The following is a 23,103-nucleotide window of genomic DNA, read 5'->3' as shown; positions in this document are numbered from 1 at the left end:
CATGGCCGACCCGAAGCTGCTTGCCGAATTTGACGCGCTTGAATTCAACGAAAAAATGATACTGGCGCTGCTCGCCCTGATCGGCGAGCCGGTCGGACGCACCGCCATCCTCGATCATTTGAACAAAGCGCGCATCGAGGACAAGGACGGCCGCCACTACAACGTCGGCACCCTGGACGAATCGATGCGCAAGCTGGAACGGCTGGCCTTCATCAGCGTCGTCACCGGGCGTGGCTTCGTTTGCAACCCCAAGCTGCGCTGGCCGGCCATGCGCGCCTCGATCGGCACCCACGCGCTCGACGACCTGTGCGAAGCTTACGACGAGCTGGTGCCGATGCGCCAGACCTGGAACAACGTCGAGCCGCGCAGCTACCGCGCCGGCATGGCGCGCCTGCGCATGGGCCTTTTGCGCGGCCAGGCGCCGCAACAAATCCAGCCGCTCCTGGCTTTTTGCCTGGGCAGCTACGAGGCGGCGCAGCTACACCCGATCGTCGACATCTTCGGCCGCCCGTTCGAGCCGGGCATGATCGCGCGCGTCCATCCACTGCTGCAGGACGACGTGCTGGCGGTGCTGCTGGAAAACGCCAAGCGTGAACTGCCCACCGTGCCGGTGATCCGCGAATTCTGCGAGCAGCACCTGCAACGGCGGCTGGCGGCCAAGGACGACATCAGTCCCGAACTGCGGCTGGCGCTGGCGGAGGACGCGATCCTGTGCGGACGCCTGGACGACGCCAAGCGCTATCTGGAACGCACCGCCGGCCCGCAAAGCCAGTTCCTCGCCAGTACCATCGTGCTGCTGCGCGGCGCCACCGGCGCGGCCTTCGCCGGCTACGAGGCAGCGCTCAAGCTGCTGCGCCGCGAAACGGGCAAGCGCAAACACCTGTTCGCAGGCATCGGCGCCTATCTGTATCTGCTGTCGCTGTTGCGCAGCGAAGACCCCAAACATCAAAAAGCGGCGGACGCCTACCTCGAGATCGCGGTACGCATGCCGCCAAACTACGACGCCGCCATCCACCAGCAGATCGACATGCTGCGCCAGATCCGCGCGGGCACCATGCAAACGGACGTCGTCTCGGCACTGCCGTGGGATCTTGGCCCGCAAACGCAGTTGTTCCAGTGCCTGCTGTATTTCTGGCTGTCGTTGCCGCATCTGGGCGAGCGCCGCTTGCAGTTGCAGGAGCTGTTCGAGAACGCCGAGCGCGCCGGCTACCTGTTCATCGCCGCGCAAGCGGCCGCCCTGCTCGGCCACCTGGGCGATGTCGACCAGCAGCGCCACGCGAGCGCGCTGCGTACGCGCCTCGGCATCCCGGACATGACCGTATGGTTCGAGCGGCAGGAGGCCTGGCAGCGGCAGTTGTCGGCGCTGATCAATCTTCAGCAGCCGGCGACGGCCGACGCGGCCGGCGCCACGCGCCTGGTCTGGCAGCTGACCTACGACAACCGCCACGGCCTGACCGACGTCGCGCCGGTCGAACAAAAACGCGATGCGCGCGGCCTGTGGAGCAAGGGCCGCGCCGTGGGCCTCAAACGCCTGCGCTTCGAGCCGGAACAATTCGACTTCCTGACGCCGCAGGACGTGCGCGTGTCGGAGGCGATCTCGGTGGCGCACCGCAGCTACCAGTCCAGCGGCCTGGCCTACGAGATCGATCCGCAGCGCGCCGCCTCGGCGCTGATCGGCCACCCGCTGCTGTTCTGGGCCGACGCGCCCGATACGCGCGTGGAGATGCTGGCCGGCGAGCCGGAACTACTGATCAAGAAAAGCCCGGGCAACCTGGAGATTCGCCTGCACCCGCGCATCCCCGACGACAATTCGTCCGTCATCGTCAGCAAGGAGACGCCGACCCGCCTGCGCGTGGTCAGCATCCTCGACGAGCACCGCCGCATCGCCGCCATCGTCGGCGACAGCCTGACAGTGCCGGCGCACGCCGAGCAGCAGGTGCTGCACGCGATCAGCTCCATCTCGTCGCTGGTGACGGTGCAGTCGGAAATCGGCGGCGCGGCGCCGGACATGCAGCAGGTGGAAGCCGACACGCGCCTGCACGTGCACCTGCTGCCCTACCAGCACGGCCTGAAGATGCAGATCCTGGTGCGGCCGCTGGCCAACGGCGCCTATTACGCGCCCGGCGCCGGCGCCGACAGCGTGATCGCCGATGTCGGCGGCAAGCCGGTGCAGGCGCGCCGCCACCTGATCGACGAACGCGACGCCGAACGTGAACTGATCGCCAAGTGCCCGGTGCTCGAATCGGCCGAGCAGGATCACGGCGAATGGCTGCTCGGGCAGCCGGCGCTGTGCCTGCAATTGCTGGTCGAGTTGCAGGAGATGAAGGCCGGCAGCATCGTGCTGGCCTGGCCGGAAGGCGAGAAATTCCGCGTCGCCGCCAAGGTCGAGACCAAGCAGGTGCGCCTGTCCATCAAGAGCAACAAGGACTGGTTCGCGGCCAGCGGCGAAGTGCAGATCGACGAAGACAAGGTGATGGACCTGCGCACCCTGCTGGAACTGATGCAGAAGAACCAGAGCCGCTTCGTGGAACTGGGCGAGAACCGCTACCTGGCGCTGACCGAGGAGCTGCACCGCCGCCTGCGCGAGGTGTCGGCCTACGGCGAGCTGACCGCCGACGGCGTGCGCCTGCATCCGCTGGCCGCGTTCGCGCTGGAGGAGCTGGCCGACGATGTCGGCGGCCTGAAGGCGGACAAGCTGTGGAAGGAGCATCTGCAGCGCATGGCGTCGCAGGCGGCGTTCGAACCGCATCTGCCGAGCACCTTGCAGGCCGAGTTGCGCGACTATCAGCTGGAGGGCTTCAACTGGCTGGCGCGCCTCGCGCATTGGGGCGTGGGCGCCTGCCTGGCCGACGATATGGGCCTCGGAAAAACCCTGCAGGCGATCGCGCTGATCCTGTCGCGCGCGCCGCAGGGCCCGACGCTGGTGATCGCGCCGACGTCGGTGTGCATGAACTGGATCAGCGAAGCGGCACGCTTCGCGCCGACCCTCAACGTCAAGCTGTTCGGCGCCGGCGACCGCGCCGGGACCATGTCCACCTTGCAGCCGTACGATGTGGTGGTGGCCAGTTATGGCCTGCTGCAGCTGGAGTCGGCGCTGTTCGCCGGCGTGCAGTGGAACACCATCGTGCTCGATGAAGCGCAGGCGATCAAGAACGGCGCCACCAAGCGCTCGCAGGCCGTGATGGCGCTCAAGGGCGACTTCCGCATGATCGCCACCGGCACGCCGCTGGAAAACCACCTGGGCGAGTTGTGGAACCTGTTCCGCTTCATCAATCCGGGCCTGCTGGGCAGCATTGAGCAGTTCAATCTGCGCTTCGCGGCGCCGATCGAAAAGCCGCAGGACCACCGCGCCGAACTGGGTGCGCGCAACCGCCTGCGCCGCCTGATCCAGCCGTTCATGCTGCGCCGGACCAAGGCGCAGGTGCTCACCGAGCTGCCGTCGCGCACCGAGATCACCCTGGAGGTCGATCTGTCGAAAGAAGAGACGGCGCTGTATGAATCGCTGCGCCGCACGGCGCTGGAGAACCTGGCCGCCGTCGAAGGCCCGGCCGAGAAGAAATCGATCCAGATCCTGGCCGAGATCATGCGCTTGCGGCGCGCCTGCTGCAACCCGAACCTGATCGCGCCGGAGCTGGGACTGGCCAGCAGCAAGCTGGCGGCGTTCGCGCACCTGCTCGAAGGGCTGCTGGAGAACCGCCACAAGGTGCTGGTGTTCAGCCAGTTCGTCGACCACCTGTCCTTGATCCGCGCGCACCTGGACGCCAACGGCATCAGCTACCAATACCTCGACGGTTCGACCTCGATGGCCGACCGCAAGAAGCGGGTGGACGCCTTCCAGGCCGGCATCGGCGACGTCTTCCTGATCAGCCTGAAGGCGGGCGGGGTCGGCATCAACCTGACCGCCGCCGACTACGTGATCCACATGGACCCGTGGTGGAATCCGGCGGTGGAGGACCAGGCCTCGGACCGCGCCCACCGCATGGGCCAGCTGCGCCCGGTGACCATCTACCGCCTGGTGGCCCGCCACACGATCGAGGAAGGCATCGTCGACCTGCACCAGCATAAGCGCGACCTGGCCGACAGCTTGCTCGAGGGCAGCGACGTCTCGGGCCGCATGTCGGCCGGCGAAATGCTCAACATGCTGCAGGAAGGCTTAAAAAAATAACACGAAGACCGTCTTGAACTTCATTGTGCCTATCCTATCTTACTGCCATGGCGTCGCCCGACGCCTACGTTCATGTAAAGGAGAAACACGATGAAAACCATTGCGGAAGTTATGAGCAGGGAAGTCAGCAGCGTCTCACCGGAGGATTCGATCCGCCAGGCGGCGGAGATGATGGACGATCTGGATGTCGGGGCGCTGCCGGTGACAGAAGGCAATCGCCTGCTCGGCATGATCACCGATCGCGACATCACCATCCGCGCCACCGCAGCCGGCCTCGGTCCCGACGAGACGCAGGTGAACGAGGTGATGACCGAGGATGTCTGCCATTGCTACGAGGACCAGACGATCGATGAGGTGATGCAGGATATGCGCGATCTGCAGGTGCGCCGGGTGCCGGTGGTCAGCCGCGACACCCACACGCTGATCGGTATCGTCGCTCTGGCCGACCTGACCGATCCGGAAGCCGACACCGACGCCGAGGAAACCGCGGAAACGCTGCGCGATATTTCGGCGCCGATCGGCGGCGGGCAGCAGTCCGCCCAAGCATAGGAATGATGGGGCGAATCTTCCTGTCCGGCTGCTTTGTCTTGTATCGAGCGCTCTCAAGCGGGCCGATTAGTGATAATCTCCATCGCTTCGACTCGGCACGCTTGCCACCGCGTGATGTGGACACGCGTGCCTTGTCAAAATAAACACAAGGCTGCAGACGATGATCAAGACAAAAATTGCACTGGCGGTGGTGATGGCGGCACTTGCCTTCGCACCTGCCGGCGCGGCGACCACCAACAAGGACGCCAGCACCAGTAGTAAAAACAAGAACGCCAAGAGTAGCAAAAACACCGGCAAGACCGGCACCAAAAGCGCCACCGCCAGCAAGGCTGGCAAAAGCAGCAAGACAACGAAGAAAAGCGGCAACGGCAAAGCTGTCGCGGCCGCTGCGGCGACAACGGCGGTGGTCGCCACCAGGCCGGCCGTGGCCGCCGTGTCGGAACGGCGCCAGGACCGCTCGTTCGACACCCTCAGCAACCAGTTCCTCAACGCGCTGTGGCGCATCGATTCGGAAAGCGCGATCTACGCCGGCAAGTACGACACCGCCGCCACCTTGAGCATTCCGGACGCGGCCACGCAGACCAGGGAACTGGCCTTCATCGACGACTGGAAACTGCGCTTCGGCAAAGTCAACGCCAGCCAGCTGTCGCCCAAGCAGCGCACCGACCTGGCGCTGCTGATCAACAAGCTCGATAGCGACCGCTTCCGCCTGACCACCTTGCGCGAGTTCGAGTGGAACCCGGCCAGCTACAACGTCGCCGGTCCGCTGGACCTGATCCTGGGCACCGAATACGCGGCCCAGCCGCAGCGCCTGCGCACCTTGCTCAAGCGCATCGCCAGCATTCCGGCGTACTACGAGGCGGCGCGCAACAACATCGTCAACCCGACCCGCGAACACACGCGCCTGGCGATCAAGCAGGCGCCCGGCGTGCAGACCGTGCTGATCGAAGTCAACAAGGCCGCACAGGCGTCGATCCTGACGCCGATCGAGAAGCAGCAGTTCACGCAGCGCGTCAACGCGGCGCTGACGGCGGTCGACGGCTATGTGGCCTTCCTGACCGAGATGGACAAGCTGATGGACACCCGGGGCCGCCGCACCTTCCGCATCGGCAAGGCGATGTATGAGCAAAAGTTCGCCTACGATATCCAGTCCGGCAGCACCGCCGAACAGACCTATCAGAAGGCGCTCGCCGCGCGCGAGGACCTGCTGGCCAATATGGACAAGCTGTCCGATGGGATGTGGGACAAGTATTTCCCCGGTGTGGCCAAGCCGGCCGACCGGTTCGCCAAGATCGGCATGATGATCGACAAACTGTCGGCCAACCACGTGCGGCGCGAGGATTTCGTCAGCGAGATCAAGCGCCAGATTCCGGTGCTGCAGGACTGGGTGATCAGCAAGAACCTGCTGACCCTGGACCGCAACAAGCAGCTCGAAGTGCGCGCGACGCCGGCCTATCAGGCGGGTGTGGCCGGCGCCAGCATCGACGCGCCGGGACCGTACCGGCCGCAGGACCGCACCTACTACAACGTCACGCCGCTCGACGGCGCGACGGCGGAGGCGGCCGAGAGCAGCCTGCGCGAGTACAACCACTGGATCCTGCAGATCCTCAATATCCACGAGGCGATCCCGGGCCACTACGCGCAGCTGGTGTATGCCAACAAGTCGCCGTCGATCGTCAAATCGATCTTCGGCAACGGCGCGATGGTCGAGGGCTGGGCGGTCTACGGCGAACGCATGATGCTGGAGTCCGGCTACGGCGACAACGCGCCGGAGATGTGGCTGATGTATTCGAAGTGGAACCTGCGCAGCGTGACCAACACCATCCTCGACTACAGCGTGCACGTGCTGGGGATGACGGAGGAGCAGGCGATCGACCTGCTGACGCGCCAGGCCTTCCAGACGCGCACCGAGGCGGTCGAGAAGTGGCACCGGGTGCAGGTGTCGTCGGTGCAGCTGACCAGCTATTTCAGCGGCTACAGCGAGATCATGGAATTGCGCGAGGAACGCAAGCAGGCCTTGGGCGAGAAGTTCAACCTGAAGGATTTCCACGAACAATTCCTCAGCTACGGCAGCGCGCCGGTGCGGGTGATCAAGGGCTTGATGACGAAGTAGTAGGGCAATGATGTTGCGAAGCGGGGCGCTGACGGAGACGTTGGCGCCCCGTTTTTTGTTAGGCGCTCACTGGGCCGCTTGCGAGCGCGCAAAGGCCTCATCCACCGATTCGATACGATGGTCGCTTGGCCCATGCCGGGCCGGTTCTGCTACGATAAAAGCCGGGAGTGATCATGACCATGCCGATCAAATTCGACACCCTTGAGTACGCCAGAAAGTTGGCGGAAGCCGGAATCCCGGCCGATCAGGCCGACGCCCATGCGCAGGCGCTGAGCGAGGCGCTGGCGACGGCCAGCGTCACGCCGGCCGAGTTAGTGCTAGTGAGAAGCGAGCTCTTGGCGAGAATGGATATGCTAAAGACCGAGGTGTATGCGCGCATGGATAGGCTGAAGGTCGAAATCGACGCGCGAATCGACCAGCTGAAGATTGAAATCGATGCGCGCTTCGACCGGCTGAACGTTGAAATCGATGCGCGATTCGACCGGCTGAACGTTGAAATCGATGCGCGATTCGAGCGGTTTGAAGCGCGATTCGAGTCCAAACTGCGCCCGCTGCGCTGGCTGCTCGGCATCGCACTGGCGGGACAAGTGATCACGCTCGGGCTGGTCGCCGTGATCTTGACACGGCTACCGGGCTGATCAGGACTGCTTCTCTTCCGGCGCAGTGGACATGCGTACGAACATCGGCGCCACCAGCAAGCCCAACTCGAACAGCAGGCACATCGGAATAGCCAGCGAGAACATGCTGACCGCATCCGGCGGCGTGACGATCGCGGCGATGACGAACGCGCCGACGATGGCGTAGGGACGGATTTCCTTGAGCTTGGCCACGGTCACAAATCCCATGCGCACCAGGATCACCACCACCACCGGCACCTCGAAGGTCGCGCCAAAAGCCAGACACATCGACATGACGAAATCGAGATAATTTTCGATGTCCGGCGTCACCGCGATGGACTGCGGCGAGAACTCGGCGATGAACTGGAACACCCGGCCGAACACCAGGAAGTAGCAGAACGCCACGCCCGACATGAACAGGAACGACGACGAAATGACCAGCGGCGCGATCAGGCGCTTTTCATGCGCGTAAAGGCCGGGCGCGACGAACGCCCACAGCTGGTACAGCACCCACGGCAGCGACAGGATAATCGAAATCACCAGGGTCACCTTCATCGGCACCAGGAACGGCGAAATGACGCCGGTGGCGATCATCTTCGAGCCGACCGGGAGCGAGGCGATCATCGGCCGCGCGATGAAATCGTAGATTTGCGACGGCCCTGGCCAGATCATCAGCGCCAGGCACACCAGCGCCACCCCGATCGACGCCTTGACCAAGCGGTCGCGCAGTTCGATCAGGTGGGAGATGAAGGTTTCTTCGCCGGAGTTCGGTGTAGTCATTAGTAGAAGCTAGCGTTGGTGTTGCCGCGTGGACGGAAGCGGGCGACGCGCGCCGCGCCGGAGGTCACATGCAGCTTGCCGCCGTGGCGCTGCTTGTACCAGGCCGGAATGGCGGCGCTGCGCACCACCTTCTTGCGGCGGAATTCGCGCGCCTTGCGCGCCAGGTCGTCGGTGCTCACGCTGCCGTACGAGGCGGTGTCTGGTATCGAGGCCGGCGTGTCGTGCCAGGCGTTTTCGACTTCGGAGATGTTCTGCGAAATCGAGTTTTCCACATCGCTCTTGATGTTCTGGGCGGCGTCCTGCACCGTCTTGTGGAGGTTTTTCAATTCCTCCAGCTCGATTTCGCGCGAGACCTCGGATTTGACCTCGTTCAGGTAGCGCTGGGCGCGCCCGTACAGAGTCCCGGCCATGCGCGCGACGCGCGGCAGCTTTTCGGGACCGATGACGATCAGCGCAACCACGCCGATCACTGCAAGTTTGGTGAGACCGAGATCGATCATAGGATATGCGCGTCAGCGAACCGGGCCCAGGGAGTGCTCCAGGACCCGGACCAGCTTACAGCTTGTTTTTCTCTTTGGCGTCGACGTCGATGGTGCTCGGCGTGACCGGCGTGACCGGCTTCTCGTCGTCGCCCTTGACGCCATCCTTGAAGCCCTTGACGGCCTTGCCGATGTCGGAACCCATATTGCTCAGTTTCTTGGTGCCGAAGACCAGCATCACAATCACCAGAACGATCAGCCAGTGCCAAATACTAAATGAACCCATCATATTCCCCTTGCAAGGCGCATGCGCCCAGATTATCCGTTGATTCAAGAACCGCGTGCGACAGTATAAGCGAACAGCGGCGTGTCATGTAGATGTCATGTGGCAAGCGATATAACCACCGCCATGGCGCCCGGAGAACGGTTTTTACCGCTCGCCGCGCCAGGGGTGCGCGCCGCCGATCACGTGCAAATGCAGATGGTACACCTCCTGCCCGCCGTCCGGCCCACTGTTGATCACACTCTTGTAACCGCCGCCGGGCGTGCCGTCCGCATCATAGCTGACTGCGCAGCCGAATTCCTCTGCCAGACGGGGGGCGAGCGCCAGCATCTTGCCCAGCAAAGGCGCCTCGTTGGCGCTGCAATCGGACAAGGTCGAGATGTGTTTCTTCGGAATTACCAGCAGATGTACGGGCGCGGCCGGATTGATATCCTTGAACGCCAGCAACTCGTCGTCCTCATACACGGCCGTCGAAGGAATTTTCTTTTCGGCTATCTTGCAAAACAGGCAGTTTTCCACAGCGACTCCATCAATGGGGGTGTTATTCGGCGCGCGCGGCTTTTTCGGCGATGCCGGAGACGCCCTCGCGGCGCGCCAGCTCGTCGAGCACCTGCTGCGGCTTGAGGTCGAACTGGGCCAGCAGCACCAGCGTATGGAACCACAAGTCGGCCACTTCGTACAAGACCTTGTCGCCGTTGCCGCCGGCGTGGCGCGCGTCCTTGGCGGCCATCACCGTCTCGGTGGCTTCCTCGCCGATTTTTTTCAGGATGGCGTCGTCGCCCTTGGCGAACAGCTTGGCGACGTAGGAGGCGGCGGGGTCGCCGCCGTTGGCCGGCTTGCGTGACTCGATCAGCTCGGCCAGGCGGTCCAGTTGTGTGCTCATGGTGCCTTCTTCGGCTTTGCCGCGTAGATATCGGACGGATCTTTCAGCACCGGCTCGCTGTTCTGCCAGTCGCCCTCGAGCGCGTCGCCCTCGAACTTCTGGAAGAAGCACGAATGCCGGCCCGTATGGCAGGCGATGCCGCCGGCCTGCTCGATCTTGAGCAGCACCACGTCCTCGTCGCAGTCGAGGCGGATCTCCAGCACCTTTTGCGTGTGGCCGGACTCCTCGCCCTTGTGCCACAGTTTCTTGCGCGAACGACTCCAGTACACCGCCTCGCCCAGCTCGACCGTCTTGGCCAGGGCGTCGCGGTTCATCCACGCGAACATCAGCACGTCATTGCTGCCGGCTTCCTGGGCGATGACCGGCACCAGGCCGTTTTCGTCCCATTGAATCTTTTTCAGCCATTTGGCCTTGGCAAGGCTGCTCGGGGGAGTCGACATCATGCTATCCAGTGCTGTGATCAATTGGTCAGGCGCATCGGAATGCCCTGTTGTGCCATGAAACGTTTGGCTTCCTGCACCGTGTGCTGACCGTAGTGGAAAATGCTGGCCGCCAGCACCGCGTCCGCCTTGCCCAGCTTGACGCCGTCGGCCAGGTCCTGCAGGCCGCCGACGCCGCCCGAGGCGATCACCGGGATGCCGACGGCGTCGGACACGCCGCGCGTCAGGCCCAGGTCGAAGCCGGACTTGGTGCCGTCGCGGTCCATGCTGGTGAGCAGGATTTCGCCCGCGCCCAGTTTTTCCATTTTGACGGCCCACTCGATGGCGTCGATGCCGGTGGCCTTGCGGCCGCCGTGCGTGAACACTTCCCACTTGCCAGGCGAGACCTGCTTGGCGTCGATCGCCACCACGATGCACTGCGAACCGTGCTTTTGCGAGGCGTCGAACACCAGTTGCGGATTGCTGACGGCCGACGAGTTCATGCTGACCTTGTCCGCGCCGGCGTTGAGCAGGCGGCGCACGTCGGCCACCTCGCGCACGCCGCCGCCGACCGTCAGCGGAATGAACACCTGCGAGGCCACGGCCTCGATGATGTCGAGGATCAGGCCGCGGTTGTCGCTGGTGGCGGTAATGTCGAGGAAGGTCAGTTCGTCGGCGCCCTGCTCGTCGTAGCGGCGGGCGATCTCGACCGGATCGCCGGCGTCGCGCAACTCGGTGAAGTTGACGCCTTTGACGACGCGGCCGTCGGTCACGTCCAGGCAGGGAATGATGCGTTTAGCGAGCATGGGAACCTTATTCTTCTTCGTCGTCGATCAGGTCGCCGCTGAGCTCGTCGGCGCGCAACTGCGCCGAGGCCAGGTCGATCGTGCCCTCGTAGATCGAGCGGCCGCAGATGACGCCCTCGATGCCTTCGTCCTGCACCGCGCACAGCGCTTCGACGTCGGCCAGGTTGTGCAGGCCGCCGGAGGCGATGACCGGGATCTTGACCGCTTGCGCCAGCTTGACAGTGGCCTCGATGTTGACGCCGCCCATCATGCCGTCGCGGCCGATGTCGGTGTAGATGATCGATTCGACGCCGTAGGCTTCGAACTTCTTGGCCAGGTCGATCACCTCGTGGCCGGACATCTTGCTCCAGCCGTCGGTGGCGACCTTGCCATCCTTGGCGTCCAGGCCGACGATGATGTGGCCCGGGAAGGCGCCGCAGGCGTCGTGCAGGAAGCCCGGCTCCTTGACGGCGGCGGTGCCGATGATGACGTAGCTGATGCCGGCGTCCAGATAGCGCTCGATGGTGTCGAGGTCGCGGATGCCGCCGCCCAGCTGGACCGGGATCTCGTCCAGGCCGTTTTCCTCGGCGTACTCCTGCACCACCTTCAGGATCGCCTTGACGGCGCCCTCGTTCTTCGGCTTGCCCGCGAAGGCGCCGTTCAGATCGACCAGATGCAGGCGGCGCGCGCCCTGCTTCAGCCAATGCAAAGCCATATCGGCCGGATCTTCGGAAAATACGGTGGCGAGTTCCATATCGCCTTGTTTCAAGCGAACGCAGTGACCGTCTTTGAGGTCGATGGCAGGAATGAGCAGCATGATGGTTTAAGTGTGAGAAGGTGAGAGGGTTCGAGGTGTCAAGCCAGGGAGATCAGGGATTCCAGTGAACAAAGTTCTTGTACAACTGCAGTCCGGTCGCGGCGCTTTTCTCCGGATGGAACTGTGTAGCAAAAATATTATCACGAGCGACGGCGCAACTGAATGGCGCACCGTAGACGGTCAGGCCGACGGTATGCGCGCCCTGTTCCGGCTGGGCGAAATAACTGTGCACAAAGTAGAAATAACTGTTGTCGGCGATATCCTGCCACATAGGGTGGGACGCGTTTTGCTGGACTTGGTTCCAGCCCATCTGCGGCACCTTGAAACGCGAGCCGTCCTCCTGCAACTGACCGTCGAGCTGGAAGCGCACCACCTTGCCCGGCAGCAGGCCCAGGCCGGCGGCGTCGCCCTCTTCGCTGCCGTCGAACAGCATCTGCTCGCCGATGCACACGCCCAGCAGCGGCTTGTTGCGCGCCGCCACCATCAGCGCGTCCTGCACGCCGGATTCGCGCAGGCTGCGCATGCAGTCCGGCATCGCGCCCTGGCCGGGCAGCACGATGCGGTCGGCACTTTCGATATCGGCCACTTCGCCCGAGATCAGGACGTTGGCCTCGGGGGCGACCGCGCGCAGCGCTTGCGCGACCGAACGCAGATTACCCATACCGTAATCAACTACGACAATTTTTTTCATAATGAGTAGGTGGTTCGCTAAGCCTTACAGGCTGCCCTTGGTCGAAGGAATGGTGCCGGCGGCGCGCGGGTCCAGCTCGGACGCCATGCGCAGCGCGCGACCGAAGGCCTTGAACACGGTTTCGCATTGATGGTGCGCGTTGGTGCCGCGCAGGTTGTCGATGTGCAAGGTCACCAGCGCGTGGTTGACGAAGCCGCGGAAAAATTCCAGGGTCAGGTCGACGTCGAAGGTGCCGATCATCGCGCGCGTGAACGGGATATGGTATTCGATGCCTGGACGGCCCGAGAAATCGAGCACCACGCGCGACAGCGCCTCGTCCAGCGGCACATACGAGTGGCCGTAGCGGACGATGCCCTTGCGGTCGCCGATGGCCTTGGCCACGGCCATGCCCAGGGTGATGCCGACGTCCTCGACCGTGTGGTGGTTGTCGATGTGGATGTCGCCGGTGGCTTCGACGTCGAGGTCGAACAGGCCGTGGCGGGCGATCTGGTCCAGCATATGGTCGAGGAAGGGCACGCCGGTGTTCAGCTTTTGCTTGCCGGTGCCGTCGAGATTGATGGAAACGCGGACTTGCGTCTCGTTGGTGTTGCGGATGATTTCTGCGATGCGGTTCATGAAGGGCTCGATGGCGGTGATTTAAGCTGCAAGCGATGCGGATAATGCATCCAGGAAGGCGATGTTCTCTTCCGGTGTGCTGACCGTGACACGTAGACAATTGGCCATCACGGTATCCATTTTACTCATATTTTTAATTAATACCTTGTGGGACAGTAGTTTCGCATAGGCATCATCGGCATTTGGCACCCGAATCAAGATAAAATTCGCCGCCGACGGAAAGACCTCGACACCGGGCATGGCGGCCAATGCTGCCATCAGATCGGCCCGTGCGGCGCGCAACGCGGCCGCCTGCTGGTTCAGCACCTCCAGATGGTCGAGCGCGAATTCGGCCGCCGTCTGCGTCAGCACGTTGATGTTGTAAGGAGGCCGCACTTTGTCGAATTGCTCCAGCAATTTGGGCGCGGCGGACATATAGCCGAGGCGGATGCCGGCCAAACCGAGCTTGGACACCGTGCGCATGACGATCAGATTGTCGAACTCCGGCAGGCGGTGCATGAAGGTTTGCTGCGCGAACGGCTCGTAGGCCTCGTCTACCACGGCCAGGCCGAAACCATCCAGCGCCTTGATGATGGTGACAATGTCCTCGTCCGAGAACAGGTTGCCGGTGGGGTTGTTCGGGTACGACAGGAACACCAGCGCCGGTTTGTGTTGTTCGATCGCCGCCAGCATGGCCGGCATGTCGAGCGTCAGGTCGGCCTTGACCGAGACGCCGACATAATCCATGCCGGCGAACTTGGTCGAGCGCGAATACATGACGAACGACGGCGTCGGCGAGATGGCGACGGCGCGGCGGTCCTGGTGGGCGCAGGCCATGCACAGGATCGAAATCAACTCGTCGGAGCCGTTGCCCAGCATGACGTCGTAGCCGGCCGGGATGCCCAGCTTGGCGCGGATGCGTTCCTTGGTGCTTTCGTAGGAGGCCACCGGATAGCGGTTCAGGGTGACGTCGGCCAGGCGCTGGGCCAGTTCGCGCGTCAGATGCTCCGGCAGGTGGTAAGGGTTCTCCATCGCATCCAGCTTGATAAAACCGCTCGCGTCGGCGACGTGGTAGCCATTGACGGCGCGCACATCGGAACGGATGGTGGTGTCGATCAGGGTGTCGATGGAAGACATCTTACGTGGGCTCCTAGGTGGTGGTGGCGGTGCGTTTGACCGCGGGTTTTTTACTGCTACGGGGGACCGGCTTTTTCTTTTCGGGCGGTGGCGGCAGATCCGCCGCCGCGATGCGTTCGGCAATGATGGCGCAGTAGTCCGGATTCAGTTCGAAGCCGACGAAATTGCGTCCGCAGCGCTTGGCGGCGATCGCCGTCGTGCCGCTGCCCATGAACAGGTCCAGCACCACGCCGTCGGCCGGACACGAGGCCTTGACCATGCGCTCGATGATCTCCAGCGGCTTTTGCGTCGGATGGTCGGCGCGCTCGGGATGCTCCCGGTGCAGACGCGACACGCTCCACAAATCCTTGGGGTTGTAGCCCACCTCCAGCCATTTGGCGCCGACGAATATCGAGCGCGAACGGGCCTTCTTGGTCTCGGCGTCATACGGAATGCGCACAGCATCCAGATCGAAGTAGTAATCCTTGCGGCGCACGAAGAAGCCGATGGTGTCGTGCACCGACGAATAACTGCGCACGCTGCCGCCCATCGACGGCACCCGGCGGTCCCAGATAATCTCGTTCATCATTGTCATGCGCTTTTTCAGCAGCACGAAGATCTCCGGCGAAAAGCGCCAGGTCAGGAAGATATACAGGCTGCCGTTGGGTTTGAGCTTGGGCAGCGCGGCGTCGATCCATTGCTCGGTCCAGCGCAGGTACTCCTCGACCGTCTGCGAGTCGGAATCGTTGCCGTAGTCCTTGCCCAGGTTATAAGGCGGATCGGTCAGGATCAAATCGATGGAGCCATCCGGGATGCGCGCCAGGCCGGCCAGCGCATCCTCGCAGAAGACCTGGTTGATCCAGGTCTCCTGACTGTCCATGGCCATGGGCACGGTCATTGCGGCGTCTTCAAACGCAGTTCGGCGCTGCGCGCGTGGGCTTGCAAGCCCTCGCCATAGGCCAGTTCCGCGGCGACCTTGCCCAGGGTTTGCGCACCCGCTTCGCTGACCATGATCACCGACGAGCGCTTCTGGAAATCGTACACGCCCAGCGGCGACGAGAAGCGCGCGGTGCGCGAGGTCGGCAGCACGTGGTTCGGACCGCAGCAGTAGTCGCCCAGCGACTCGGACGAGAAGCGGCCCAGGAACATGGCGCCGGCGTGGCGGATCTTGTCGGCCCACTGCTGTGGATTCTCGGCGGAGATTTCCAGGTGCTCGGCGGCGATGCTGTTGGCAATGGCGCAGGCCTCGTCCATGTCGCGCACCTTGACCAGCGCGCCGCGATCGGTCAGCGAAGTGCGGATGGTTTCGTGGCGCGGCATCGTCGGCAGCAGCTTGTTGATGCTTTCTTCCACTTTGGCGATGTAGTCGGCGTCGGGACACAGCATGATGGCCTGCGCCAGTTCGTCGTGCTCCGCCTGGGAGAACAGGTCCATCGCCACCCAGTCCGGATCGGTGGTGCCGTCGCAGACGATCAGGATCTCGGACGGACCGGCGATCATGTCGATGCCGACGATGCCGAACACGCGGCGCTTGGCGGCGGCGACGTAGGCGTTGCCGGGACCGACGATCTTGTCGACCGGTTGTATCGTTTCGGTGCCGTGCGCCAGCGCGCCGACGGCTTGTGCGCCGCCGATGGTGATCACGCGGGTGACGCCGGCGATGGCGGCGGCGGCCAGCACCATCTGGTTCTTCACACCGTCCGGGGTCGGCACCACCATGATGATTTCCCCGACGCCGGCGACGTGCGCCGGGATCGCGTTCATCAGCACCGACGACGGATAGGCGGCCTTGCCGCCGGGGACATAGATGCCGACGCGGTCGAGCGGGGTGATTTTCTGGCCCAGCACCGTGCCATCGGGCTCGGTGTAGGTGAAGCCTTGCAGCTCCTGCTTCTGGCGCTCGTGGAACACGCGGATGCGTTGCGCGGCCACTTGCAGCGCCTCGCGCTGCGCGGCGGGAATCGCGGCCAGCGCGGCCTGCAATTCGCTTTCTGGAATATCGAAAGCGGCCATGCTGGCGGCGCCGCCGTTGGGGATGCGGTCGAAGCGGTTGGTGTATTCCAGCACGGCGGCGTCGCCGCGTGCCTTGACGTCGGCCAGGATGCCGGCGACGGCGCGCTCGATGGCATCGTCGGTGCCCGCTTCAAACGCCAGCAGGGTGTCCAGTGACTTTTTGAAATCGGCTTGGGTGGAATCGAGCTTGGTGATTTGAATCGGCATGATGGAATCCGTGATTACTTCTTGGAAGCGCGTTCGAACGCCTCGATGATCGGTTGCAGACGCTCGCGCTTGAGCTTTAACGCGGCCTGGTTGACGATCAGGCGCGAGGAGATGTCCATGATGGCTTCGACTTCGACCAGGTCGTTGGCGCGCAGCGTGTTGCCGGTGCTGACCACGTCGACGATCGCGTCGGACAGGCCGACCAGCGGCGCCAGCTCCATCGAGCCATAAAGTTTGATCAGGTCGACGTGCACGCCCTTCTTGGCGAAGTGTTCGCGCGCGGTCTGCACGAACTTGGTGGCCACCCGCAGGCGCGCGCCCTGGCGGACGGCGGTCTCGTAATCGAAGCCGTTCTTGACCGCGACCGACATGCGGCAGGCCGCGATGTTCAAGTCGATCGGCTGGTACAAGCCCTCGCCGCCGTGCTCCAGCAGCACGTCCTTGCCGGCCACGCCGAAGTCCGCCGCGCCATGCTGCACATAGGTCGGCACGTCGGTGGCGCGCACGATGATGACGCGCACATCGGGATCGTTGGTCGACAGGATCAGCTTGCGCGACGTCTCGGGGTTCTCGGTGACGGTGATGCCGGCCGCTTCCAGCAGCGGCAGGGTGTCCTCGAAAATACGTCCCTTCGACAGCGCCAGGATCAGCTGCTGGTTGGCCGGGGCTTGGGCTTGGAATGCGCTCATGTTTTACTTAATCCGGGTTACTTGATGCGTTTGATGTTGGCGCCAACGGCGGACAGCTTCACTTCCATCTGGTCGTAGCCGCGATCGAGGTGGTAGATGCGGTCGATCAGGGTCTCGCCGCGCGCGGCCAGCGCCGCGATCACCAACGAGGCAGACGCGCGCAAGTCGGTCGCCATCACCGGCGCGCCGACCAGCTGCGCGACACCCTTGATGTGGGCCGTGTTGCCGTCGGTCTCGATGGACGCGCCCAGGCGGTTCATCTCCTGCACGTGCATGAAGCGGTTTTCGAAAATCGTCTCGGTCACGCGGCTAGGGCCGGAGGCGATGGTGTTGACCGCCATGAACTGCGCCTGCATGTCGGTCGGGAAGCCGGGATATTCGGTGGTGCGGAAGGTGACCGGCTCCGGACGCTGGTCCATCTGCGCGCGGATCCAGTTGTCGCCGATGGTCATCTTCAGGCCCACTTCGCGCAGCTTGTCGAGCGCCGCGTCCAGGATGTCGACGCGGGTGTTGCGGATCGTGATGTCGCCGCCGGTGGCAGCGACGGCGCACAGGAAGGTCGCCGCCTCGATGCGGTCGGAGATGACGGCGTGCTTGGCGCCGTGCAGCTCGGCCACGCCCTGGATCACCAGGCGGTCGGTGCCGATGCCTTCGATTTTGGCGCCCATGGCCACCAGCAGGTTGGCCAGGTCGGTCACTTCCGGCTCGCGCGCGGCGTTTTCCAGGATCGTCTCGCCTTCGGCCAGGGTCGCGGCCATCAGCAGGTTCTCGGTGCCGGTCACGGTGATCATGTCGGTGACGATGCGCGCGCCCTTGAGCTTTGCGCACTTGGCGTAGATGTAGCCGGCGTCGATGGTGATCTCGGCGCCCAGCGCCTGCAGACCCTTGATGTGCTGGTCGACCGGGCGCGAACCGATCGCGCAGCCGCCCGGCAGCGACACCTTGGCTTCGCCGAAGCGCGCCAGCAATGGGCCGAGCACCAGGATCGAGGCGCGCATGGTTTTCACCAGCTCATACGGCGCTTCCAGCTTGTCGATCGCGGAGCCGTTCAGCGTGACGGCGTCGCCGTCCTGCTTGACCTGCAGGCCGGTTTCCTTCAGCAGTTTGAGCATCGTGGCGACGTCGTGCAGGTGCGGCACGTTGCTCAGTTCCAGATCGCCGGCGGTCAGCAGGCCCGCGCACAGGATGGGCAACGCCGCGTTCTTGGCGCCGGAGATGTTGATGTCGCCGTGCAGGCGGTTGCCGCCTTGGATGAGGAGCTTGTCCATGCTTATCCTTTGTATTCTTCAGGGGTGAGGGTTTTCATCGACAGCGCGTGGATCTCTTCGCGCATGCGGTCGCCCAGCGCGGCGTAGACGATCTGGTGGCGCTGGATCGGGCGCTTGCCCGCGAACGCCGGCGAGACGATAACCGCCTGGAAGTGCTGGCCATCGCCTTCGACTTCGAGGTGGGTGCATTCGAGGCCGGCGGAGATGTAGCCGTGGATCAGTTCTGGAGTGGTGGTCATGATGAATCCTTAAATATTAATGGCGCCGCTTTAGTGACGTAACCCTCAGTGGCGTAAACGATAGCCGCTGCGCAGAAGACGAATGGCGGCCAGCGACAGCACCACCAGGAAGCCGGAGACGATCGCAAGGCTGGTCCATGGATTGGTGTCGGACTGGCCGAAGAAACCGTAGCGGAAGCCGTCGATCATGTAGAAGAACGGGTTCAGATGCGACACCGTCAGCCAGAACGGCGGCAGCGAATGGATCGAGTAGAACACGCCGGACAGGAAGGTCAGCGGCATGATCAGGAAGTTCTGGAACGCGGCCAGCTGATCGAATTTTTCGGCCCAGATGCCGGCGATCAGGCCCATGGTGCCGAGGATGGCGGCGCCCAGCAGCGCGAACACGATGATCCACAGCGGCGCGGTGAACGACATATGCGCGAAGTAGGCGGTGGCGGCGAACACGCCCAGGCCGACCGCCAGGCCGCGCACCATCGCCGCCAGCACGTAGGCGGAAAAGATCTCCCAGTGCGACAGGGGCGTGAGCAGCACGAACACCAGGTTGCCGGTGATCTTGGACTGGATCAGCGACGACGACGAGTTGGCGAAGGCGTTCTGTAGAACGCTCATCATCACCAGGCCGGGGATCAGGAACGAGGTGTAGCTGACGCCTTCATACACCTGCACCCGGCCTTCGAGCACGTGGCCGAAGATCAGCAGGTACAGCATCGCCGTCAGGATCGGCGCGGCGACGGTTTGCGTGGCCACCTTCCAGAAGCGCAGGGTCTCCTTGTAGACCAGGGTGCGGAAGCCGCTCGAGATAAAATTCATACGGTCCCCTTGTCCATGATCTGCAGGAAGATGTCTTCCAGGTCGGCCTGTTGCAGCTGCATGTCGTCGATGACGGCGCCGGATTCGCGCAGGCGCGCCAGGATGGCCTCGACCTCCGAATACTCGTTGATGCGCAGGCTGTATTTACGACCGTGGTCCGAAGTTTCAGGATGCGTGACCAGGTGCTGCAAATCGGCCGGCAGCTCGCCCTGCACCATGTTGACGATCAGCTGCGAGCCGGAGATGCGGCGGATCAGCGCCGCCATCGTATCGAGCGCGACGACCTTGCCGCTTTTGAGCATGGCCACGCGCTTGCACATGGCTTGCGCCTCTTCCAGGTAGTGGGTGGTCAGCACCACGGTGTGGCCTTCGCGGTTCAGGCGCGAGATGAACTTCCACAAGGTCTGACGCAGTTCGACGTCGACGCCGGCGGTCGGCTCGTCGAGCACGATGACGGGCGGCTTGTGCACCAGCGCCTGCGCCACCAGCACGCGACGCTTCATGCCGCCCGACAGCGCGCGCATATTGGTGTCGGCCTTGTTGGTCAGATCGAGGTTGTGCATCACCTCGTCGATCCAGGCGTCATTATTGGGCAGGCCGAAGTAGCCCGACTGCAGGCGCAGGGTTTCTCGCACGGTGAAGAACGGGTCGAACACCAGCTCCTGCGGCACCACGCCGAGCTTGCGGCGCGCCTCGCGGAAGTCGCCGGTGACGTCGTGGCCGTGGATCGAGACCTTGCCGGCGTCGGGCCGGATCAAGCCGGCGATGATGGAAATGAGCGTGGTTTTGCCGGCGCCGTTGGGGCCCAGCAGGCCGAAGAATTCGCCCTCCTCGATCGAGAGGGAGACGCCGCCCAGTGCCTGGAGCGACTTGTAGCGCTTCTCGACGTTCGTTATTTGGATCGCTGTCATGCTTGACTTATCAGTTGGTTGCGGCGGCATGGCCGGCGCAGGATGCGTATTGATGCCTAACGGCGGAAGGTGTAACCAGGCGCCACGGCTCTTAGGCGGTGGCAACGTTCAATTATATTGGAAATCTGGTCAGGCAGAGCCGGACCGGCAATAACTGGGGGTGACTCTGGCTACAACTAAAGATACAAACTGGGTAATGCGCGGCGGGGTGGGGCGGGGGTCAATGATGGTGGTGCAGGTCGGCAGGCACGTCGGCCTGGCCGGCGCAAGCTTGCGCGGGATCGCTTTGTTCGGGGAAGACCAGCGCGCAGACGCCGTACAGCTTGGTCAAGCTTTGCAGCGCCGGCGGCAGGTTCTTCAGTTCCAGCTTGAGACCGGCCTCGCTGGCGGCGCGTTGCCACGCCAGCAAGACCGAAACGGCCACCGAATCGACCGTCAACACGTGGCGCAGATCGAACACCGTCTGGCCGGCCTTGATGGCGGCTAGGCCGCGCTCAAGCGCCGCGGTGGCGTTGAGCACGGTCAGGGACGTGAGCGATTGCAGGTTGTCGGTCGGTTCGGACATGGTCGTTATTTTCTAATAAACGTCGCGGTGGCGTTATTTTGCCGTAGTTTTCAAAGGTTTGCTGGCCAGCGACTGGTTTTTCGCGGTCAGGGTCTTGATCAGGCCGTCGACGCCGCCCTTGCTGATCTCGGACGCGAACGTACCTTTGTAGGTCTCGACCAGCCAGGCGCCCATGACGTTGATGTCATAGATCTTCCAGCCGGCGGCGCCCTTGGCCACGCGGTAGTTCAGGGTGATCGGCTCGCCACGGGTCATGTTGACCTTCGAGCGCACTTCCACCTCGGTGTCCGACGGGTCGGCGCGCAGCGGCTGGAAGTCCACGGTTTCGTTCTTGATCTGCGACAGCGCGCCCGAGTAGGTGTAGATCAGCAGGGTGCGGAACTGCTCCGACAGCTGCTTTTTCTGCTCGGGGGTGGCGTCGCGCCAGAAGCGGCCGGCCGCCAGCGAGGTCATGCGGTCCGAATCGACATACGGCAGGATCTTGGTCTCGACCAGCTGCATGACTTTCTTGGTGTCGCCGGCCTGGATCGCCTTGTCGGACTTAGCGGTCTCGATGACGTCCTGGCTGATGCGCTTGACCAGCGCGTCCGGCGCTTCATTGGCGGGACCGGCGGCGTGGGCGTTGAACGCCAGCGAAACGGTGGCAATGGCTAACAGCTGTTTAAATAATTTCATCTTTTATCTACCTATGTGGGTTCTTCGGGGTCACAGGCTGGCGTTGCTCGCAGCCGGCGTACCGGAGTTTAACTCCTCGGGTGCCGATTCGGATGACACGCTTGCGGATTTTTCCGCAGGTTTCGCGTCGGCAGGGCCTTGCGGCGTGACCGGCGCGGCCGGGGCGGCGTCGGGTTTTGCCGCAGGCGCGCCCTCGTCGGCCGCTGGCTCTTGCTTCTTGGAACTATCCGGATTGCCGTCCGGATGGATCTGGCTCTCGCGGCGCTGCATGTAGCCGTCGCGGATGAACTCGTAGCGGTCCAGCGCGGCGTCTTCCAGCATGCTGGTGGCGTCGAGCAGGCTGGCGCGGGTGTCGACCAGATTGACGCCGGTGCCGATGTTACGCACGTGCACCGGGTCCTTGTAGCGCCAGATGTTGCCGGCGAAGTCGGCAGGCAGCGCCACCGTGTCGCGCACCGTCGACGGGCCCAGCAGCGGCAGCATCAGGTAGGGACCGGAGGCCACGCCCCAGGTGCCCAGGGTCTGGCCGAAGTCTTCCTTGTGCTTTTGCAACCCGGCCTCGGAGGCGATGTCGAACAGGCCCAGGATGCCCAGGGTCGAGTTCAGCGCGAAGCGGGTGATGTCGGTCATGCCGGCCTCGCCCTTGCCTTGCAGCAGATTGTTGACGGCGGTCCAGGCGTCGCCCAGGTTGCCGAAGAAGTTGCCCACGCCGGTCTGCACGAACGATGGCGTAACGTCGCGGTACACGGTCGCAACGGGCTTCAACGCGTAGGTGTCGACCTTGTCGTTGAAGTTGAACACGGCGCGGTTGTAGCTCTCGTACGGATCGCGCGGGTTGGGACCGGCGCAGCCGGCCAGCATCAAGGTGACGCCCAGCGCCAGCGCGGCCTGACGGAAGTGTTTCGGGGTGCTAGACATTTATTCTTCCTTTTTTCCTTCAGCGGCCTTGCTGTAGATGAACTGATTGATCAGGTCTTCCAGCACGGCGGCCGATTGGGTTCGTGCGATTTTGTCACCGGCGGCCAAATTATTGGTGTCGCCGCCGGCCTCGATGCCTACGTATTGCTCGCCCAGCAGACCGGCCGTCAGAATTTTGGCGGAACTGTCCTTAGGGAATTTATAACCTTCTTCCATATTCAAGGTTACCAGCGCCTGGTAACTCTTGTCATCAAACTTGATCTCGCCGACGCGCCCGATCACCACGCCCGACGCCTTGACCGCCGCCTGCGGACGCAGGCTGCCGATGTTGTCGAACTTGGCCGTGATCGGATACGTTTTGCCAAAGGACATGGAACCCATGTTGCCGGCTTTCAGCGCCAGGAACATCAGCGCGGCCACGCCGATGACGATGAACAGACCGACCCAGACATCCAGTGATTTACGTTGCATAGCTCTTCCTCGCGTAATACTACTAAGTATTCTTTAATTATGT

At 63.4% G+C, this 23,103-nt stretch carries 26 protein-coding genes; 4 read left to right on the top strand and 22 right to left on the bottom strand.

Annotation, left to right across the window (positions count from 1 at the left end; translation table 11 throughout):
• Window position 1: 1 nt before the first annotated feature.
• From AC0IYS_RS01340 to AC0IYS_RS01325, 4 genes are all read left to right on the top strand, one after another.
• On the top strand, window positions 2–4,165 hold the full coding sequence (locus tag AC0IYS_RS01340; protein WP_471703490.1) for a DEAD/DEAH box helicase: 4,164 nt from the start codon (window positions 2–4) through the stop codon (window positions 4,163–4,165).
• Between the two features lie 111 nt (window positions 4,166–4,276).
• A complete protein-coding gene (locus AC0IYS_RS01335; RefSeq protein ID WP_471703489.1) occupies window positions 4,277–4,714 on the top strand; it encodes a CBS domain-containing protein in 438 nt (145 codons plus the stop codon).
• A gap of 160 nt (window positions 4,715–4,874) precedes the next feature.
• Entirely contained in the window at window positions 4,875–6,827 is a 1,953-nt protein-coding gene (locus AC0IYS_RS01330; protein WP_471703488.1) for a DUF885 domain-containing protein, read from the top strand.
• A 173-nt stretch (window positions 6,828–7,000) separates the two neighbouring features.
• Window positions 7,001–7,465 (top strand): hypothetical protein, encoded by a 465-nt coding sequence (locus AC0IYS_RS01325; protein WP_471703487.1) that lies wholly within the window; start codon window positions 7,001–7,003, stop codon window positions 7,463–7,465.
• On the opposite strand, the gene tatC is transcribed toward AC0IYS_RS01325, so the two are convergent.
• The 22 genes from tatC to mlaD form a co-directional block, all read right to left on the bottom strand.
• Entirely contained in the window at window positions 7,466–8,224 is a 759-nt protein-coding gene (tatC, locus tag AC0IYS_RS01320; protein ID WP_471703486.1) for a twin-arginine translocase subunit TatC, read from the bottom strand.
• Window positions 8,224–8,724 carry a Sec-independent protein translocase protein TatB gene (tatB, locus tag AC0IYS_RS01315; RefSeq protein WP_090324524.1) on the bottom strand — a complete coding sequence of 167 codons (501 nt, stop codon included), beginning with the start codon at window positions 8,722–8,724 and terminating at the stop codon, window positions 8,224–8,226. The genes tatC and tatB overlap by 1 nt, the downstream gene beginning before the upstream one ends.
• Before the next feature lie 55 nt (window positions 8,725–8,779).
• Entirely contained in the window at window positions 8,780–8,989 is a 210-nt protein-coding gene (gene tatA / locus AC0IYS_RS01310; protein ID WP_471703485.1) for a Sec-independent protein translocase subunit TatA, read from the bottom strand.
• A gap of 144 nt (window positions 8,990–9,133) precedes the next feature.
• Window positions 9,134–9,505 (bottom strand): histidine triad nucleotide-binding protein, encoded by a 372-nt coding sequence (locus tag AC0IYS_RS01305; RefSeq protein WP_471703484.1) that lies wholly within the window; start codon window positions 9,503–9,505, stop codon window positions 9,134–9,136.
• A 22-nt stretch (window positions 9,506–9,527) separates the two neighbouring features.
• On the bottom strand, window positions 9,528–9,869 hold the full coding sequence (locus AC0IYS_RS01300; protein WP_471703483.1) for a phosphoribosyl-ATP diphosphatase: 342 nt from the start codon (window positions 9,867–9,869) through the stop codon (window positions 9,528–9,530).
• Window positions 9,866–10,309, bottom strand: a complete 444-nt coding sequence (hisI, locus tag AC0IYS_RS01295; RefSeq protein WP_471703482.1) for a phosphoribosyl-AMP cyclohydrolase — start codon at window positions 10,307–10,309, stop codon at window positions 9,866–9,868. Before hisI ends, AC0IYS_RS01300 begins: the two co-directional genes overlap by 4 nt.
• 20 nt (window positions 10,310–10,329) lie before the next feature.
• Complete coding sequence (gene hisF / locus AC0IYS_RS01290) at window positions 10,330–11,094, bottom strand: imidazole glycerol phosphate synthase subunit HisF (RefSeq protein ID WP_471703481.1); 765 nt, start codon at window positions 11,092–11,094, stop codon at window positions 10,330–10,332.
• A 7-nt stretch (window positions 11,095–11,101) separates the two neighbouring features.
• Window positions 11,102–11,890 (bottom strand): 1-(5-phosphoribosyl)-5-[(5-phosphoribosylamino)methylideneamino]imidazole-4-carboxamide isomerase, encoded by a 789-nt coding sequence (gene hisA, locus AC0IYS_RS01285; RefSeq protein ID WP_315216072.1) that lies wholly within the window; start codon window positions 11,888–11,890, stop codon window positions 11,102–11,104.
• A gap of 52 nt (window positions 11,891–11,942) precedes the next feature.
• Window positions 11,943–12,581, bottom strand: a complete 639-nt coding sequence (gene hisH / locus AC0IYS_RS01280; RefSeq protein WP_471703480.1) for an imidazole glycerol phosphate synthase subunit HisH — start codon at window positions 12,579–12,581, stop codon at window positions 11,943–11,945.
• Between the two features lie 24 nt (window positions 12,582–12,605).
• The gene (gene hisB / locus AC0IYS_RS01275) at window positions 12,606–13,196 is read right to left on the bottom strand and encodes an imidazoleglycerol-phosphate dehydratase HisB (protein ID WP_471703479.1); all 591 of its coding nucleotides are present in this window, start codon (window positions 13,194–13,196) and stop codon (window positions 12,606–12,608) included.
• 21 nt (window positions 13,197–13,217) lie between these two features.
• The gene (gene hisC, locus AC0IYS_RS01270) at window positions 13,218–14,312 is read right to left on the bottom strand and encodes a histidinol-phosphate transaminase (RefSeq protein ID WP_471703478.1); all 1,095 of its coding nucleotides are present in this window, start codon (window positions 14,310–14,312) and stop codon (window positions 13,218–13,220) included.
• 13 nt (window positions 14,313–14,325) lie between these two features.
• Window positions 14,326–15,189, bottom strand: coding sequence for a DNA-methyltransferase (locus AC0IYS_RS01265; protein ID WP_471703477.1), 864 nt, complete (start codon window positions 15,187–15,189; stop codon window positions 14,326–14,328).
• Complete coding sequence (gene hisD, locus AC0IYS_RS01260) at window positions 15,186–16,511, bottom strand: histidinol dehydrogenase (RefSeq protein WP_471703476.1); 1,326 nt, start codon at window positions 16,509–16,511, stop codon at window positions 15,186–15,188. The genes AC0IYS_RS01265 and hisD overlap by 4 nt, the downstream gene beginning before the upstream one ends.
• 14 nt (window positions 16,512–16,525) lie before the next feature.
• Window positions 16,526–17,200, bottom strand: coding sequence for an ATP phosphoribosyltransferase (gene hisG / locus AC0IYS_RS01255; protein ID WP_471703475.1), 675 nt, complete (start codon window positions 17,198–17,200; stop codon window positions 16,526–16,528).
• A gap of 17 nt (window positions 17,201–17,217) precedes the next feature.
• On the bottom strand, window positions 17,218–18,468 hold the full coding sequence (gene murA, locus AC0IYS_RS01250) for a UDP-N-acetylglucosamine 1-carboxyvinyltransferase (RefSeq protein ID WP_471703474.1): 1,251 nt from the start codon (window positions 18,466–18,468) through the stop codon (window positions 17,218–17,220).
• A gap of 2 nt (window positions 18,469–18,470) precedes the next feature.
• Window positions 18,471–18,707: a BolA family protein gene (locus tag AC0IYS_RS01245; protein WP_090324494.1), complete on the bottom strand. Its 237-nt coding sequence runs from the start codon at window positions 18,705–18,707 to the stop codon at window positions 18,471–18,473.
• Window positions 18,708–18,752: 45 nt separating this feature from the next.
• Complete coding sequence (locus AC0IYS_RS01240) at window positions 18,753–19,520, bottom strand: ABC transporter permease (protein WP_471703473.1); 768 nt, start codon at window positions 19,518–19,520, stop codon at window positions 18,753–18,755.
• Window positions 19,517–20,431, bottom strand: a complete 915-nt coding sequence (locus tag AC0IYS_RS01235) for an ABC transporter ATP-binding protein (protein WP_471703472.1) — start codon at window positions 20,429–20,431, stop codon at window positions 19,517–19,519. The genes AC0IYS_RS01240 and AC0IYS_RS01235 overlap by 4 nt, the downstream gene beginning before the upstream one ends.
• Window positions 20,432–20,651: 220 nt before the next feature.
• Window positions 20,652–20,996 carry an STAS domain-containing protein gene (locus tag AC0IYS_RS01230; protein WP_315216043.1) on the bottom strand — a complete coding sequence of 115 codons (345 nt, stop codon included), beginning with the start codon at window positions 20,994–20,996 and terminating at the stop codon, window positions 20,652–20,654.
• Window positions 20,997–21,029: 33 nt separating this feature from the next.
• Window positions 21,030–21,671 (bottom strand): MlaC/ttg2D family ABC transporter substrate-binding protein, encoded by a 642-nt coding sequence (locus AC0IYS_RS01225; protein ID WP_471703471.1) that lies wholly within the window; start codon window positions 21,669–21,671, stop codon window positions 21,030–21,032.
• Between the two features lie 30 nt (window positions 21,672–21,701).
• Window positions 21,702–22,589: an MlaA family lipoprotein gene (locus tag AC0IYS_RS01220; RefSeq protein WP_471703470.1), complete on the bottom strand. Its 888-nt coding sequence runs from the start codon at window positions 22,587–22,589 to the stop codon at window positions 21,702–21,704.
• Window positions 22,590–23,060, bottom strand: coding sequence for an outer membrane lipid asymmetry maintenance protein MlaD (gene mlaD / locus AC0IYS_RS01215; RefSeq protein WP_090324479.1), 471 nt, complete (start codon window positions 23,058–23,060; stop codon window positions 22,590–22,592).
• Window positions 23,061–23,103: the final 43 nt, after the last annotated feature.

The organism is Duganella sp. AC237, from assembly GCF_979254035.1.
The sequence above is the reverse complement of the archived record's forward strand: the minus strand, read 5'-3'. Positions and strand labels throughout refer to the sequence as shown.